The sequence below is a fragment of the Acinetobacter sp. WC-141 genome, assembly GCF_000313935.1.
In the GTDB taxonomy this organism is placed as follows: Bacteria; Pseudomonadota; Gammaproteobacteria; order Pseudomonadales; family Moraxellaceae; genus Acinetobacter.
In genome coordinates, this window is the sequence record NZ_AMSS01000073.1 from 38,932 (window position 1) to 55,503 (window position 16,572).

The 16,572-nt window shown below is 39.7% G+C and carries 12 protein-coding genes and 2 rRNA genes; 7 read left to right on the plus strand and 7 right to left on the minus strand.

The window, feature by feature from the left end:
- Nucleotides 1–110 precede the first annotated feature (110 nt).
- The 4 genes from ACINWC141_RS14795 (at nt 111) to ACINWC141_RS14810 (ending at nt 6,154) form a co-directional block, all read left to right on the plus strand.
- Nucleotides 111–734, plus strand: a complete 624-nt coding sequence (locus ACINWC141_RS14795) for a TetR/AcrR family transcriptional regulator (RefSeq protein WP_009392461.1) — start codon at nt 111–113, stop codon at nt 732–734.
- 171 nt (nt 735–905) lie between these two features.
- Nucleotides 906–3,590 carry a phosphoenolpyruvate carboxylase gene (gene ppc / locus ACINWC141_RS14800; protein WP_009392449.1) on the plus strand — a complete coding sequence of 895 codons (2,685 nt, stop codon included), beginning with the start codon at nt 906–908 and terminating at the stop codon, nt 3,588–3,590.
- A gap of 298 nt (nt 3,591–3,888) precedes the next feature.
- Entirely contained in the window at nt 3,889–5,184 is a 1,296-nt protein-coding gene (locus ACINWC141_RS14805; RefSeq protein ID WP_009392374.1) for a solute carrier family 23 protein, read from the plus strand.
- A 79-nt stretch (nt 5,185–5,263) separates the two neighbouring features.
- The gene (locus tag ACINWC141_RS14810; protein WP_009392385.1) at nt 5,264–6,154 is read left to right on the plus strand and encodes a LysR family transcriptional regulator; all 891 of its coding nucleotides are present in this window, start codon (nt 5,264–5,266) and stop codon (nt 6,152–6,154) included.
- Between the two features lie 9 nt (nt 6,155–6,163).
- Here ACINWC141_RS14810 and ACINWC141_RS14815 read toward each other — a convergent pair whose 3' ends face one another.
- The 3 genes from ACINWC141_RS14815 to ilvD form a co-directional block, all read right to left on the minus strand.
- Entirely contained in the window at nt 6,164–6,895 is a 732-nt protein-coding gene (locus ACINWC141_RS14815; RefSeq protein ID WP_034678773.1) for a sulfite exporter TauE/SafE family protein, read from the minus strand.
- A 78-nt stretch (nt 6,896–6,973) separates the two neighbouring features.
- On the minus strand, nt 6,974–8,263 hold the full coding sequence (locus tag ACINWC141_RS14820; RefSeq protein WP_009392423.1) for a hypothetical protein: 1,290 nt from the start codon (nt 8,261–8,263) through the stop codon (nt 6,974–6,976).
- A 318-nt stretch (nt 8,264–8,581) separates the two neighbouring features.
- A complete protein-coding gene (gene ilvD, locus ACINWC141_RS14825; protein WP_034678775.1) occupies nt 8,582–10,411 on the minus strand; it encodes a dihydroxy-acid dehydratase in 1,830 nt (609 codons plus the stop codon).
- Nucleotides 10,412–10,759: 348 nt separating this feature from the next.
- Here ilvD and fmt point away from each other — a divergent pair, with 348 nt between their 5' ends.
- On the plus strand, nt 10,760–11,722 hold the full coding sequence (fmt, locus tag ACINWC141_RS14830; protein WP_009392378.1) for a methionyl-tRNA formyltransferase: 963 nt from the start codon (nt 10,760–10,762) through the stop codon (nt 11,720–11,722).
- Complete coding sequence (gene rsmB, locus ACINWC141_RS14835; RefSeq protein ID WP_009392425.1) at nt 11,719–13,023, plus strand: 16S rRNA (cytosine(967)-C(5))-methyltransferase RsmB; 1,305 nt, start codon at nt 11,719–11,721, stop codon at nt 13,021–13,023. Before fmt ends, rsmB begins: the two co-directional genes overlap by 4 nt.
- 39 nt (nt 13,024–13,062) lie before the next feature.
- Here rsmB and ACINWC141_RS19785 read toward each other — a convergent pair whose 3' ends face one another.
- Nucleotides 13,063–13,206, minus strand: a complete 144-nt coding sequence (locus tag ACINWC141_RS19785) for a methionine/alanine import family NSS transporter small subunit (protein ID WP_009392435.1) — start codon at nt 13,204–13,206, stop codon at nt 13,063–13,065.
- Nucleotides 13,207–13,218: 12 nt separating this feature from the next.
- Nucleotides 13,219–14,697, minus strand: coding sequence for a sodium-dependent transporter (locus ACINWC141_RS14840; protein ID WP_009392420.1), 1,479 nt, complete (start codon nt 14,695–14,697; stop codon nt 13,219–13,221).
- Between the two features lie 644 nt (nt 14,698–15,341).
- On the opposite strand from ACINWC141_RS14840, the gene ACINWC141_RS14845 reads away from it, so the two are divergent.
- On the plus strand, nt 15,342–16,043 hold the full coding sequence (locus ACINWC141_RS14845) for a TIGR04219 family outer membrane beta-barrel protein (RefSeq protein WP_009392414.1): 702 nt from the start codon (nt 15,342–15,344) through the stop codon (nt 16,041–16,043).
- 151 nt (nt 16,044–16,194) lie between these two features.
- Here ACINWC141_RS14845 and rrf read toward each other — a convergent pair.
- A 5S ribosomal RNA gene (gene rrf / locus ACINWC141_RS14850) occupies nt 16,195–16,309 on the minus strand.
- A 186-nt stretch (nt 16,310–16,495) separates the two neighbouring features.
- Nucleotides 16,496–16,572, minus strand: a 23S ribosomal RNA gene (locus ACINWC141_RS14855); the annotation flags it as partial.

Consider the following 16,572-nt stretch of genomic DNA (forward strand, 5'->3'; position numbering starts at 1 on the left):
TATGCTTGCATCATAAATTGTTTATTTTTTAATTAATATACTCATGGGTACATTAATTAAAGAAAAACTTATAAATTGATATTTTTTTTAAATTTTTATCAGAGGATTTTGTGCAAACAGTCAATCAAAGTGGACGCCCCAAAGATCTGGAAAAACGTGCTCGTATCTTGCAAGCTGCGAAAGCCATTTTTTTGAAATCCGGTTATCACGGTACTAGCATGAACCAGATTGCACAGGAAGCAGGAGTTACTAAGCTCACGGTTTATAACCACTTTCAAGACAAAGTGAACTTATTTATCTGTGCAATTACACAAACCTGTGAAGAGACGCTGAGTAATAAACAATTTGAATTAGATGCATCGGCAGACTTTTATCAAGCACTCTATTTCGTGTGTTCACGCGCCTTGCAGATTATTTATTCACCTGAAGCACTAAAGCTTGAACATGTATTATTTGAACTCGCAGCAGAACAGAGTCCACTTGCCCTACAGTTTTTTGATGCATCTCATACCCGACTTCAAAATCAGTTAGCTGCCTTCTTCCAAAAAGCAGCAGCATTAGGTTTTATCCAAGCCGATGATCCAGTTTATCAAACAGAGCTTCTACTAACTTTGTTGCTTGGCGTACGTCACCATAAGGTTCTACTTAGAATCATTGCTGTCCCAAATGCTCAAGAGCTAGAGAAAATTATTCAGGATGCAATTACGTTATTCCTACTCAAATATCAGAATTAAACCAAAGTCCGATTGCCAAAAGTTACACTGAGTGCATGTCTTCTTTTAAGACGCCATAAGCGAATTAAATGTTATTTTTTAAGCAAAAATTCACATTTTCTTACGCTCAAAGCTTGGAATGTTTGTTAATCGCGCTATATTCGATAAGAATAAGAACAGGAGAAAAATAGCATGGTTCAGCAAATCGATGCGCCACTGCGTGAGGATGTGCGTTTACTTGGCAATTTGTTAGGTGAAACCCTAAAACAACATGCAGGACAAGAACTGTTTAATCAGATCGAGCAAATCCGTGCTCTTGCCAAAGGTGCACGTGATGGTCAAGCTGAAGCCGAAAAGCAACTAGAACAATTATTTTTGGAACTGCCCGATGAAGAGCTACTCCCTCTTACTCGTGCTTTTTCTCATTTCCTCAATTTTGCCAATATTGCCGAGCAATATCATGTGGTTCGTAGCCGCAGACAGGCAGAATTTGATTCGGATGCCAACTCTCCGAATCCTCTTGTTCACCTATTTGAAAAATTTAAAGATAAAAGTATTTCAACAGAAAAACTGTTCCAGCAAATTTGCGATCTCAATATTGAGCTAGTGCTTACAGCGCATCCGACCGAAGTTAGCCGTCGTACCCTGATCCAAAAATATGATGATATCAATGCGTGTTTGTCTCAGCTTGATCAGCAAAAACTCACTCCACGAGAGCGTCAAAGTGCACTTGCGAACTTAAAGCAACAAATTAGTTCAGCATGGCAAACAGATGAAATTCGTCAACATCGCCCGACCCCTGTCGATGAAGCAAAATGGGGCTTTGCAACCATCGAACAAACACTTTGGAATGCTGTACCTAAATTTATTCGTGAGTTAAATGAGTTGGTCCAAGAAAATTGCCAACAAAATTTACCACTTAACATTGCACCAGTACGTTTTGCATCTTGGATGGGTGGAGATCGCGATGGCAACCCAAATGTTACTCATCAAATTACCCAAGAAGTACTGTGGTTATCACGCTGGCAAGCTGCAGACCTTTACCTAAGAGATATTGAAAACTTACGTTGGGAACTTTCAATTCAAACCTGTTCTGAAGAAATGATTCAGGCCATTGGTAACCAACATGCAGAACCTTATCGTGAATATTTACGTGCAACACGCGAACGCTTAAAAGCGACTCGCCACTGGTTAGCGCAGCGCCTACAAGGCTTAGAAGCAGATGACAGCAATGTCATTAAAAGCAAAGATGAGCTTTTACAGCCTTTATTGCTGTGCTACCGGTCTTTAATCGACAGCAACTTGCCTGAAATTGCGAATGGTCAACTCCTCGACTTTATTTACCGTGTGAACTGTTTTGGTATTGAACTACTTAAACTCGACATTCGCCAAGAATCAGGGCGCCATCGTCAAGCCATTTCAGCAATTACCGAATATTTAGGTTTAGGTAATTTTGAGTCATGGACTGAACAAGCGCGCCAAAACTTCCTGATTCAGGAATTACAAAGCAAACGCCCACTTTTACCGAAATATATTAATGAACCTGAAGGCAGTTTAATTGGTCACCTAGATGTACAAGAAGTATTTGCAACCATGCGTACTTTGGCAGACCAACCGCCTGAGTCTTTAGGGGCTTATATTATTTCGATGGCTGAATATCCAAGTGATGTTTTAGCGGTGTTGTTATTGCAAAAAGAAGCAGGTATTCAGCACCCTTTACGTGTAGTTCCTCTATTTGAAACTTTAAAAGATTTAGATGGCGCTGCAACAACCATGAATACGCTGTTCAATATGCATTGGTATAAACAGCACATTCAGGGCAAACATGAAGTGATGATCGGTTACTCCGACTCTGCAAAAGATGCCGGTTTCATGTCAGCCAACTGGGCGCAATATCGTGCTCAAGAAGAGCTAACTGCAATTGCTCAAAAACACGGTGTACAGTTGACGCTGTTCCACGGCCGTGGTGGCTCAATTAGTCGTGGTGGTGCTCCAACACAACAGGCACTATTTTCACAACCCCCGGGTTCGATCTCTGGTGCAATCCGTGTCACAGAACAAGGTGAAATGATTCGCTTCAAGTTCGGTTTAGAAGGGATTGCCATGCAAAACCTTGAAATCTATACCGCAGCAACACTCGAAGCGACCTTATTACCACCGCCGGAGCCTAAAGCCGAGTGGCGTGAAATCATGAATCGTATGACAGATCATTCTGTGAAGGTTTATCGCCAGACAGTGCGTGAAAATCCACATTTTGTGAAGTATTTACGGACCGTTACGCCTGAACTTGAATTACAAATGTTGCCATTAGGCTCACGTCCAGCAAAACGTAAAGTGAGTGGGGGTATTGAGTCGTTACGTGCGATTCCATGGGTATTCGCATGGACTCAAATCCGTTTGATGTTACCTGCATGGCTAGGTACTGGTGCAGCCATTAATGAAGTGATTGCCGATCAGCAAAAAGCAACACTTGATGAAATGCTCCAGCAATGGCCTTATTTCCAGACGCTTATTGATATGCTGGAAATGGTATTGTCTAAGGCCGATGCCAATATTGCACTCTATTACGAGTCGCATTTGACTGATGATGAAGATTTGAAAGTACTCGGCAACCAATTACGTCAGCGATTAAAAGATGCTGTTGAAACGCTACTTGCGTTAAAAGATGAATCAAAGCTTCTTAGTAACAACGAAGTTCTTGATCAATCAATGCAGGTTCGTAAGCCTTACTTACTTCCTTTGCATCTTTTACAGGCGGAACTCATGAAACGCCGCCGTGATTATCTCGCTGAACGTCAGGCAGAGAACACACCTGTTGACCATGCACTTATGGTGAGTATTGCGGGTATTGCTGCTGGTTTACGTAATACAGGCTAAGCTAATTTTACCAATTGTTTAACAAGGCAGTGCATCACTGATGCACTGCTTTTTACTTACAAAGTTCCCCGGTTTTCTTAAATTTTCCCTGATTTTCTATTTTTTTGAAAATTTTTTTAAAATCAAAAAATTAGTCTTTATAAGAAAAAAATAACTAATTCCTTATATTTAGAATTCATAAAATTATACCAATCGTTAAAAAATAATTACTTTTCACTAACATACTTCTCTCTAGAGATTAAATGCATTCTCAAGAAAGAGTATCATGGCACCAATTAAAGAATAACGAGCTTATTTTATGTCCAATTGGTTTCCAAAATGGCAGCCTTACCAAGGTGATATTGACCACCGACCGGTCTCTACCAACGAATATCTCCCCCCAGTTCAGAGTGCTATTTTAGGTATTCAACATGCGTTTGCCATGTTTGGAGCAACTGTTTTAGCACCATTACTCATGGGCTTTAATCCTAACCTTGCCATTTTAATGTCTGGTATCTGTACCATCCTGTTCTTTTTAATTACGGGTGGTCGTGTTCCGAGTTACTTAGGCTCAAGTTTTGCGTTTATTGGTGTAGTTGCAGCAGCAACTGGACATATTACAGGTTCAGGTGCAAATCCAAATCTCTCTATGGCTTTAGGTGGAATCGTAGCATGTGGTATTTTTTATGCCATTATCGGTTTTATTGTGATGCTTACAGGTACACGCTGGATTGAAAAACTCATGCCGCCTGTTGTGACTGGCGCCATTGTGATGATTATTGGTCTAAACCTTGCACCAGTTACCATTAAAGGTGTTGCAGGACAACCCTTTGAAATGTGGATGGCCTTAATTACCGTACTTTGTATGGGAAGCATTGCAGTCTTTACTCGCGGCTTATTGCAACGTCTCCTTCTATTGGTTGGTTTAATCTTGGCTTACGCAATTTATGCCATCACTACCAATGGGCTAGGTTTTGGTAAACCAATCGATTTTAGCCAGATCTCACAAGCTGCGTGGTTTGGAATTCCAAGCTTTTCACATCCTACTTTTGATACCAAGGCTATGCTAATTATTGCGCCAGTTGCACTTATTTTAGTAGCAGAAAACTTAGGCCATATTAAAGCAGTTGGCGCGATGACAGGTGAAAATCTGACTCCACAATTAGGTAAAGCTTTTGTCGCAGATGGTCTGGCAACAACACTCTCTGGTAGCGTTGGTGCACCGGGTATGACCACTTATGGTGAAAACATTGGAGTCATGGCAGTCACTCGTGTCTACTCAACCATTGTTTTTGTGATTGCTGGTGTCTTTGCTATTTTCTTGGGTTTATCTCCAAAATTTGGTGCGGTAATTAGTACGATTCCAAGTGCTGTCCTAACAGGTGCATCTATTGTTGTGTTTGGTTTAATTACCATTGCAGGTGCAAAAATCTGGATTGAAAACAAAGTTGATTTTTCTAACAATAAAAACCTGATTGTTGCTTCTGTAACAATTATTTTAGGTGCCGGAAATTTTGAATTAATGTTTGGTAATTTCAATTTAGGTGGCATTGGTACAGCAACATTTGCGGCCATTATTCTAAATTGGTTGTTTAGTTTAAAAGATAAAACTTAAATTCAAAAAGGCAGCGTAAGCTGCCTTTTTTCATTACGATTTAGTATGATGAATTTTTGCGTTTCAATACGTTCCTATCATGCGTTTTGATTTTTTTGATTTACAGTTGGTTCTTCATATTGTCTCGACTGGTAGCCTAACCAAAGGTGCAGACCGCTCTGCGATTTCACTTCAAGCAGCGAGCGAGCGTATAAAAAAAATCGAACAATATTTTGAGACACCCTTATTTATTCGCCAAACCACTGGGGTAGAACTCACCACAGCTGGACATGCTTTTGTTGAGCATGCTCGTCAGCTTTTAGCACAAAAAGATCAACTCGAACAAGAAATGCAGCGGTTTAGGCACCCTACCACAGAGGCATTAACGCTTTGGTGTAACTCTTCTGCTCAAAGTGAATATTTGCCTACGTTATTACCGCAATATCTGGTGCTTCATCCCGAAATGAATATTGATTTACACGAGGCAGAAAGCTCAGAAATTGTAGATGCATTAACCCAAGGAATTGCAAGCCTTGGGCTGGTCTCAAGTTTTTTTGATACCAGACATTTGCAAACTAAGGAATTTGCGAGTGATCCTTTAGTTCTGATTTGCCCCGCTACACATGAGTTAGCTCAATACCAAGAGCTGAATTTGGTAGAGGCTCTAAGCTATGGTTTTATTGGCCTTAAATCCCATCACTCTTTGCAACAGTCCATCGAAACCCAAGCTAAATTACTAGGCTTTAACATACAGTACCGTTTGCGTTTACCTAATTTTGGCGCAATTGCTGAGGTAGTCGCCAAAGGCGTAGGAATTGCGATTATGCCAGCTCGTGCTGCACAGCGTTTGCAATCAAATTATGATTTTCATTCGATCCAATTACTCGGTGCATGGGCAAACCGAAAACTACTTTTAACCACACAAAACTTCAACCAGCTGCCTAGCAGTTACCAACACTTTGCAGATTTTTTATTGCAACATCGTCCTTAAACACTTGGCTTAGTGCACAATCATATAAAGCCCTAATGACACCAAACCTATAAAAAAGATACGACGGAATAACTGCTCGTTGAGTCGATAGCGAATTTTTTTACCTAACCACATTCCAACAAGTGCCGCCACCAACGCAGCAAAAGATAAACGATAGTCCAGTGTTACGCCCGACATCGGGTTATGGTGTAAAAAGACGGCAAGACAAATGGTAGACACCGTAAATGTTAGTCCCAAAGCCTGTACCAGCTCGTCACGTTTTAAATGCAAAGACTGCAAATACGGCACTATTGGAATAATAATGACGCCTGTTGCTACAGTGACTGCCCCACCTATATAACCAATGATAGGCGATAGCCATCGCTCATGTTTCCCTAAGTGCGGAAGTTTTTTAACACACAGGCCATAAAGCCCATATAAAGCCAGCATACAGCCTAATAAAATTTCACTACTGTGCCCATGACTTTGACTTAAAGTGGGTAGAAAGCTCCATATTGACCCCACTAAAATGCCTACGAGCAAAGTCCAGAAACGGCGAATAAAAGACCAGACATGTCCTTCCGCAAAAAGCTGCCAGACATTGGTGACCATCGAAGGAACAATCAGAAGAGAGGCTGCTTGAAAAGGGCTCATTGCGATAGTGAGTAAGCCCATCGATACTGCTGGCAGCCCTAAGCCGATCATGCCTTTAATCATGCCAGCAAAGGCAAACACCATCATAATAATTGCTAGAAATGTCACTGTTTATCTCCGATTCCTTACAAGGTTATGCTACGGAAAAAACAGGCTTTGCCCTATTCTTGTTTTTAGGAGAAGGCCTCAATTAAAAGTTGAGGCCGTTTTATATTTTTCTTCTAACACATTGCTAAAAATACTTTCAATCATCCAAACACGGTACAAACTATTAAATACATAGCTTTGACCATCAATACGCAACTCTAAAACTGGCAAATCAGGTTGATGCTTATCTCTGCAATAAGCATCATTTTGTGCCAAAACAGCTGGCACATCCTGCTCGGTTAACTGCTCAATTCCTAACTGCTGCTGTAATTCCTGAAAATGCTTTTGGAAAGATAAATCTTTACCTTTTGTCCAAACGGCCTGCAAGATCGTAAAAATCGTATCGATTTGCTGATTTTCCTGCACACTATAGAAAAGCTTTGCCATCTCAAGCGTACTTTCTTCTGTAGGACGGCAAAAAGGTGTAAAAGCTACACCTGTGCGTTTAGAAACACGTGTTGCCAAACTCCAATCAAACCAATCTCGGCCTTGGTAGCTTAAGGGGTAAACTTTTAATTGAATATCATAATAATCAGCCAGTTCTTCCTTAATATAAGCAAGTAATAGCCAACTCATCGGATCTTCTAAGGCAATATATATATCAAGTTCGGGACGAAGTGTCTGAATTTCGGTAAGTGCCTCAGCATCATTAATCAAATGTTCACGCCATTCGATATGATTAATTAAAAAAATTGGATTACCGGTCAGCAGCTTTTGCTGTTTTAAACGACGGGTTAAACGTAATAAATCATCTACTGCATGATATTTACGGCCACCAAACTCAAAGTATGCGGCCGGTACAGGCTCATCAGTAAAAATACGTTCTGAAAAATGTTGAGGAAGCTGATGTTTAACTGCCATGGCATGTAAAGTACGCAGCTTTCCATATTGTTGCTGCCAAAGCATGTGAAAAATATCTTCTAGTAAATGTAAGAAATTCTGACCTTGTAATGGGGTTCTTTTTAATATAACTGCCGCTTGTTTTAAAGATTCTTGGCTTGGTATTTCTGGAAATTCATCAAAAGCAAAACGATGCTGTTTGGCTAATATTTTGGCATCATTCAGACAGTAATTTTGCCACTCTTCATGCGACATACCATTCGGAGGTTCAGAAGCCGTATGGGAAATAATAATTTTTAAAGGTTTAAGCTCATCACTTAAAATCTCATCGAGCTGAGATAATTGCTGAACAGCTAAGTAGCTATACACATCATCAAGTCGTAAATAAATACTTAAACCATTTTCCGTGGGTAACACCGCTTGACGAGAAGGTTTTTGGTAAAACCAACTCGATCGGATAGGGTCAAACCAACGGCGTAGCAGTGACATGAGAGTAGAGCCTCTAAAAAAAATCCTAAGCAAGACCAAAAACTGCTTTGATCGCAGTACAACGGTGCCGCAGAAACTTCATATACAAAATGCTGACAAGCTCTGCTTACGCAGAACAAAGATCATGTTATTGCACGTGTTGCTGCATCGGTGAAGATTTTATCATCATTTTATGAGAAACCCATAGAATGACTTGCCACACCTTCATCTACAAGCCTATTTTTTCGAACAGACGTAAAAAATGCACCCATCAGCATGATAATAATTCATCGTGCAAATGGATGCATAGTTTCTATTCAATTAATAAAATTGAATATTTTATAGAACGCGTACAGCTCCTTTCGCTGCACTTGTTGTATGCATTGCATAAACTTTTAACGCTTTTGATACCTTACGTTTACGTTCTTCTTTCGGATGCCAGCCTTTTGCTTCTTGAACTGTACGACGGTGCGCCATAGTCGCATCATCAACGTTCAAGTGAATAGTACGGTTTGGAATATCGATTTCAATAGTGTCACCATCTTCAACCAAACCAATTGCACCACCTTCAGCAGCTTCTGGCGAAACATGTCCAATTGAAAGACCTGATGAACCACCAGAGAAACGTCCATCTGTCACCAATGCACAGTCTTTTCCTAAACCTTTCGATTTAAGGTAGCTGGTTGGGTAAAGCATTTCTTGCATACCCGGACCACCACGAGGGCCTTCGTAACGAATAACAACCACATCGCCAGCTTTAATGTCATGACCCAAAATTGCATCTACAGCCGCATCTTGACTCTCAAACACACGCGCTGTACCCGTAAATTTCAAGATCGATTCATCTACACCCGCAGTTTTTACAATACAGCCATCAAGCGCGATGTTGCCGTATAGAACTGCTAAACCACCATCTTTAGAGAATGCATGTTCTGCATTACGAATAACGCCTTTTTCACGATCGCCATCTAAAGTTGCATAGTAGCGATTTTGAGAGAACGCCACTTGAGTTGGAACACCACCCGGAGATGAGCGATAGAACTCATACACATCTGCATCTTCAGTACGAATAATATCCCACTTATCTAATGCATCTTTCAACGTTTTCTCGTGTACAGTCGGTACAGAGACATCGAGTAAATTCGCACGATCAAGCTCACCTAAAATGGCCATAATACCGCCAGCACGGTGGACATCTTCCATGTGAACATCTTGTTTTGCAGGCGCTACTTTAGACAATACAGGAACTCGACGTGACAACTCGTCAATATCGTCCATTGTAAAATCAACTTCGGCTTCACTTGCCGCAGCCAATAAATGTAGAACCGTATTGGTTGAACCACCCATTGCAATATCAAGGGTCATCGCGTTTTTAAACGCCGCCTTAGTTGCAATTGAACGAGGTAAAATACTTGCATCTTCTTGTTCGTAATAGCGCTTAGCTAATTCAACAATAAGCTGACCTGCTCTTAAAAATAATTTTTCACGATTGGCATGTGTTGCAACAATTGAACCATTACCCGGTAAAGATAAACCTAAAGCTTCTGTTAAACAGTTCATTGAGTTTGCAGTGAACATACCTGAACATGAACCACATGTTGGACATGCTGAACGTTCAAACTCTTCAACTTCTTCATCTGTATAACTTTCATCAGCCGCAACAACCATTGCATCAACAAGGTCAATCGCTTTTTCATTACCACGGAACTTGACCTTGCCCGCTTCCATTGGTCCGCCTGACACAAAAACTACAGGAATATTCAAGCGCATCGCAGCCATGAGCATTCCTGGGGTAATCTTGTCACAGTTTGAAATACATACCATTGCATCGGCGCAATGAGCATTTACCATGTATTCAACTGAGTCAGCAATCAAATCACGTGATGGTAATGAATAAAGCATGCCATCATGCCCCATTGCGATCCCGTCATCTACTGCAATTGTATTAAACTCTTTAGCAACACCACCTGATGCCTGAATTTCTGCTGCAACAAGCTGCCCTAGATCTTTAAGATGTACATGGCCCGGAACAAATTGAGTAAATGAGTTGACCACCGCAATAATCGGTTTGCCGAAATCCTCATCTTTCATTCCTGTTGCACGCCATAAGCCACGTGCGCCAGCCATATTTCTTCCGTGTGTCGATGTTTTTGAACGATAGTCAGGCATTAGTGTTTCCAACAAGTTGTGCTTGAGCGGAATTTCTTCCACTCTGGCTGAATGATACTGATATAGCGTTAGATCAGTCGGAATATTGACTCATCATCATAATTTGATCATTCTCCATTCTATAGAAGCAAATAATATTCGGAAAGCCAAGAACAGTAATAGTCAGTCAATATTTAGCAAAACTTACATGAATAATTTTTTATTTTTTCATAACCTTTTTTTATCAATAAAATTTTTTGAATAATTTTTTGTTCACTATTTAAAAACTCAAATGTCCAATAGCCATGAGTTTAGGGCTTCAATCGTTTTTCACGTATACTACCCATAAACTCTTTTTGGATTGCATTTGTGAAAATTATTTTTGCTGGCACCCCCGAATTTGCTGCAACAGCATTGGCGGCATTATTAAAAACTTCCCATGAAATTATCGCCGTTTATACTCAGCCAGATCGTAAAGCGGGCCGTGGACAAAAACTAACGCCATCTCCTGTAAAACAGCTAGCACTTGAACATGGTATCTCTGTTTACCAACCACTTCACTTTAAAGCATCTACAGAAGAAGGGCTCGCAGCTCAACAAGAACTTGCAGCTTTAGGTGCAGATGTGATGGTCGTTGCAGCCTATGGCTTGATTCTGCCACAAGCTGTGCTCGATATGCCTAAATACGGTTGTTTAAATATTCACGGTTCATTATTACCACGTTGGCGCGGTGCAGCACCAATTCAGCGTGCGATTGCAACAGGTGATGAAGAAACCGGAATCACAATCATGCAAATGGCTGCTGGTTTAGATACAGGCGATATGATGTATAAAACCTACTGTCCAATCACAGCAGAAGATACATCAGCGACTTTGCATGACAAACTCGCAGCTCAAGGTGCAACAGCAATTTGTGACGTACTCGAGTCAGAAGAAACACTGCAAAAATATTTGGCAGAACGTGAAGTTCAAGATGAAAGCCTAACAGTCTATGCGCATAAGTTGGTGAAATCAGAAGCTCGTATTGACTGGTCAACTAATGCTGCTCAACTTGACCGAAATATCCGTGCGTTTAACCCTTGGCCCGTTGCCTTCGTTCAGCTTGATGAAAATAATGCGCTGCGTGTCTGGAACTCAACAACTTCTAGTCAAAGCAAAGTAAATGCTCAAGCGGGTGAAATTATTGCAATCGATAAACAAGGCGTACATGTTGCTTGTGGTCAAGATTCCTTTATTTGTCTGACTAGTGTGCAATGGCCGGGCGGTAAAGCAATGAATGCGCAACAAATTGCTCAAACTCAAAAACTTCATGTAGGACAAATTCTGCCATGAGTCAGGTTTCATCAAATTCGTCACGATTTAACTTACGTGCTCAAGTCGTCCAAACGTTATTAAAAGTTCAGCAAGGCCAATCACTCGCTAGTATTTTAAATACACAGCTGAATTTAGTTGCAGAACGTGACCGCGCACTATTTCATGAACTTGTTCTAGGTACGCTACGCCAATGGTTTGCTCTTAAATCAATTAGCCTACCTTTGCTCAGCAAACCTTTAAATAATGAAACTGTTGAAACCTGTCTGTATGTTGGGCTTTATCAAGTTTTATGCACGCGTATTGCAGCGCACGCTGCTATATCAGAAACAGTAGATGCCACCAAACAACTTGGTTTTCCCGCACTCAGCGGTATTGTAAATGCTATTTTGCGCCGAGCTACTCGTGAAACTGATGACTTTCAGCAAGGTTTACAGCAAGCGCATGGCTTACCAAGTTGGCTTTTCAAAAGGTTAAAAAAGGATTGGGGAGAACAAACTGAATCTCTGTGCCAATCATTAAAACAAGTCGCACCTTTAACCTTAAGAGTTAACCAACGTCATATTGGACGCGATGCTTATCTAACAAAATTACAAAGTCTAGATATTCAAGCACGTGCATGCACTTTATCTGAAGCAGGTATTGTTCTTGAACAATCTGTACAAATTACCCAGCTACCCGGTTTTGAAGAAGGCTGGTTTTCTGTACAAGATGAACACGCGCAGCTATGTGCAACATTATTACCAGATTTAAATAATAAAACAGTGATTGATGCCTGTGCAGCACCAGGAGGAAAAACAGCTCATTTACTCGAAAAGTTTAAACCAGCTCAACTCATTGCCATTGACCAAGATTCTAACCGTTTAGTCCGTGTAACTGAAAATTTAAACCGCTTAGCACTTGATCAAAGTCAAACAGAAATTTTGGCAGCTGATGCGACCCAATGGGTTCCCACAGAGCCTGTAGATTGTATCGTATTAGATGCCCCTTGCTCTGCTACGGGAGTTATTCGTCGCCATCCAGATATACGTTTATTGCGCCAATCTGGCGATATAGCCCAAACGATTGAGCTACAAAAGCAGATTCTGGAACATATGTGGCAACAGCTCAAAGTTGGCGGTACGCTGCTCTACATTACATGTTCAGTTTTAAAAGCTGAAAATGAACAGCAAATGATAAATTTCTTTGCAGAACATATCGATGCAAAAGAAATTAAGATTGAAGCTAATTGGGGGCTTGAACAAATTCATGGTCGACAATTATTACCGCAAGCGCAGTCTGGTGATGGATTTTATTATTGTAAAATTCAAAAAATTGCATAAAAAAAGCAGGCTTTAAGCCTGCTTTTTACTAGATCAGCATCAAAGCGTATGCTGATCTTTTACATCTTCTAAAACGTCATCTAACTCTTCAGGATGTTTCGATAAATGTAGAATGGATAAAACCAATCCACCCCATAAAAACACCATCGAAATTACCATCATTACGATTGCCGAAGTATTCATTATTTTATCCTCCTAGCGATCTTTCATTTTGCTTAACACGATTGCAACGACCGCACAGAAAATCACACTGCCCCAGCCGAATACACCTTGTAAGCTCATACTATAAGTATCATAGCCATTTTTGATCAAATTAAAAACAGTCATACAGAGTGTAGTTAACAAGATTAAAGAGGTAATAACCGTTAAAGTGAAATCCCATCCCTTACCCACTTGAATGGTTGAGATACGATTTATATGTTCACTCAGTTCTTTAAGAGCTGAGCGTTTAAACCAAGCTACGCTAATAATAGATATTAATGCGCCACCGATAATTCCAATGTTATTGATAAAGTGGTCAACAATATCAACCAGCTTAATTGCATTTACACTTGAGAATAAAATAATTGATACAAGTGCACTACCACCACCAATAATCGTTACAGCTTTTTTACGGCCCCATTTCAACTTATCTTGCATTGCTGCAATAGGCACTTCCAAAATACTAACCATCGAAGAAATACCTGCGACGAAAAGTGAAGAGAAGAATAAAAGACCAAATAAATCAGCCCCGGCACCTAAGCTTGAAATAATTTTCGGGAATGCAATAAATGCTAATCCAATTCCACCACTTACGACATCTTTAACTTCAGTACCAGCAGCGTGTGCCATAAAGCCAAGCGCTGCAAAAATACCAATACCCGCCAGAATCTCTGTTGATGCATTTGCAAAACCAACAATTAAACCAGAGCCAGTTAAATTCGTTTTTGGTTTTAAATAGGATGCATAGGTGACCATGATCCCGAAACCAACCGATAATGAGAAGAAAGTATGGCCATACGCAGCTAACCACACTTTATAGTCCATCATTGCTGACCAGTTTGGTGTAAAGAATGCATTCAAACCTTGAACTGCACCCGGCAAACGCAATGACTGAATCACCAAAATAGTAAATAGAATGAATAATAATGGCATGAAAATCTTATTAGATAATTCCACACCCTTTTTCACTCCACCATAAAGAATGATCAAAGTCAGAGCCCAAATTCCAACAATTGGCCAGAATAAATGACTTACAAACTGTAGATCAAAACCAGTCGCTTTTGAGGTTTGTAAGTAAGTATTAAAGAAGAATCCTTCCGGATCACTTCCCCACATTTGACCAATAGAGAAGTAAACATAACTACCGGCCCATGTCAAAACACTTGCATAATACAAACCGATGATGATACAGACACAAACCTGCCACCACCCTAATGTTTCGCCGCCTTTAAATAAAGCTCGATATGCTTTTGGGGGTGAACCAGTACTACGATGGCCGACCGCATAATCTAAAAATAGTAACGGTAAACCAGCAGTAATGAGTGCCAATAGATAGGGAATAAGAAACGCACCACCACCATTTTCATAAGCAACGTATGGAAAGCGCCAAATATTACCTAAGCCTACAGCCGAACCAACGGCTGCAATAATAAAACCAGATCGTGACGTCCAGTTTTCACGAGAATCTGTCATAAAACACCTAATGTTAAAAGATTGCTTATTTTTACTGCTATTGTTGATTGTTATTCCGCATGCAAAAAAAGAACCAAAAGAATACTTTTGTGTTTGATTGAGAATAAAAGGCACCTTGTGAGTATTTTTATTTTCATTTCAAACAAGCAAAAATAGAAAATTCTTCCTTAAAGATTTTTGTCCATTTTTTGCTCCTATATAGCTGAACAATACCTGTTTTTATTTCTTTTTACTGTAATTTCCGTCAGAAATTTTACGAATTTTATGAGTTTTTATCACGATTGGTTATTTTTCAGCTTAACTTTATGTCCTAACACTTATAGTTATAAATTATTGTTCAATGATATTTTATTCCAATTCCTTAAAAGGTCGCTTTAATTACTCAACTTATCCATTAATTTGTTCTTCAATTTCTAATGGAACTTGATAATAGCTATTTTTTATATGACAAAATTTATACTAAAATATTTAGGAGGGTTAATATCATCGAAATTAAGAAACAGATATTAATTATTTGAAATAATTAATAATTCATTCAACTTAGAAAAATTATTAAGGCTATACGCTTCACACTCTCTTATTTTTTATCAATGCATCTGTAGCAAGATGTCTATATCATGCGCTCAAAGATTTCTTTTATGCGGATGTTTAAAGTGAAAATATTAAAAATATCTTTATTAACGCTCGGGATGGGCTTAAGTGGCCTTGCTCAAGCAGACTTTGTTGGAGTAAAGGGAGAGGTAGGCTACTGGTTTTATGATGGTAAAGCTAATATGTCTTCTCAATTCCCTGACGATCAAGATCTAGATCAAAAAGGTAGTGCTCAACTTTCATTGGCAGTAGAACATCCAATCCCTTTTATTCCAAATGCAAAAATTCGTTATGTAAATTTAGATAGTCAGACTAAAGCGGAAACCTTAGGTCAAGCTAACTATAAAGTTGATTTAGATCATAGCGATTTTATTCTCTATTATGAGTTACTAGACAATATTGTGAGTGTAGATGCGGGACTTGGTGCAACTGTACTAAATGGTGATATCACTAGTTATACAGGCAAACGCGTAGATATTGATAAAACATATCCTATCGCTTATTTGTCTGGTGAAGTCAAACTCCCATTTACGGGCTTAAGTGCGAAAGGTGAAGCAACCTATACAAACTTTGATGATGCGCGAATTACAGATGCATTAGCAGAAGTAAAATATAAATTTGCAGATAACTTACTCATTGATCTTGGTTTAACAGCAGGTTATCGCATACTTAATATTGATTTAGATGATTATGATAACAATGACCTTAAGTTTGAGTTTAAAGGTCCATATGTAGGTTTGGAAGCCCATTTCTAAACTAGAACGGGCTCAAAATTTCCCTCATATATAAAAAAGGACTCCTAATAGAGTCCTTTTTATTGTCTTAACTTCTTACCTACATTTTTCAGATTAATTTCTGCATAAAAAAACACCCCCAACAGTTGAGTTGGGGGTGTTTAGAATAATGAGCTGGCGATGACTTACTCTCACATGGGAAACCCCACACTACCATCAGCGCTAAGAGGTTTCACTTCTGAGTTCGGGAAGGGATCAGGTGGTTCACTCTTGCTATGGTCGCCAGCACAACTGGTATGGATACTTGCTTCGTTTTATTCACTTTGTGATACGTTGCGTTTTCCAAATCTTTACAGATGGGCTGATTGAGTCTTACTTTAGATGTTCATTTTAGCTAAGCATATAACTAAATCAAGTTGCTTTGCATATTTATGAATCGATTGATGCTTTATATACAACTGCTTGGGTGTTGTATAGTCAAGCCTCACGAGCAATTAGTATTGGTCAGCTTCACATATCACTATGCTTCCACATCCAACCTATCAACGTC

What these genes read in the sequence shown, in the direction of transcription:
- ppc (WP_009392449.1), top strand. Translation starts at nt 906, where the DNA reads ATGGTTCAGCAAATCGATGCGCCACTGCGTGAGGATGTGCGTTTACTT.
- ACINWC141_RS19785 (WP_009392435.1), bottom strand. Translation starts at nt 13,206, where the DNA reads ATGAATACTTCGGCAATCGTAATGATGGTAATTTCGATGGTGTTTTTA.
- ACINWC141_RS14840 (WP_009392420.1), bottom strand. Translation starts at nt 14,697, where the DNA reads ATGACAGATTCTCGTGAAAACTGGACGTCACGATCTGGTTTTATTATT.
- ACINWC141_RS14810 (WP_009392385.1), top strand. Translation starts at nt 5,264, where the DNA reads ATGCGTTTTGATTTTTTTGATTTACAGTTGGTTCTTCATATTGTCTCG.
- ilvD (WP_034678775.1), bottom strand. Translation starts at nt 10,411, where the DNA reads ATGCCTGACTATCGTTCAAAAACATCGACACACGGAAGAAATATGGCT.
- ACINWC141_RS14845 (WP_009392414.1), top strand. Translation starts at nt 15,342, where the DNA reads ATGTTTAAAGTGAAAATATTAAAAATATCTTTATTAACGCTCGGGATG.
- ACINWC141_RS14820 (WP_009392423.1), bottom strand. Translation starts at nt 8,263, where the DNA reads ATGTCACTGCTACGCCGTTGGTTTGACCCTATCCGATCGAGTTGGTTT.
- ACINWC141_RS14805 (WP_009392374.1), top strand. Translation starts at nt 3,889, where the DNA reads ATGTCCAATTGGTTTCCAAAATGGCAGCCTTACCAAGGTGATATTGAC.
- rsmB (WP_009392425.1), top strand. Translation starts at nt 11,719, where the DNA reads ATGAGTCAGGTTTCATCAAATTCGTCACGATTTAACTTACGTGCTCAA.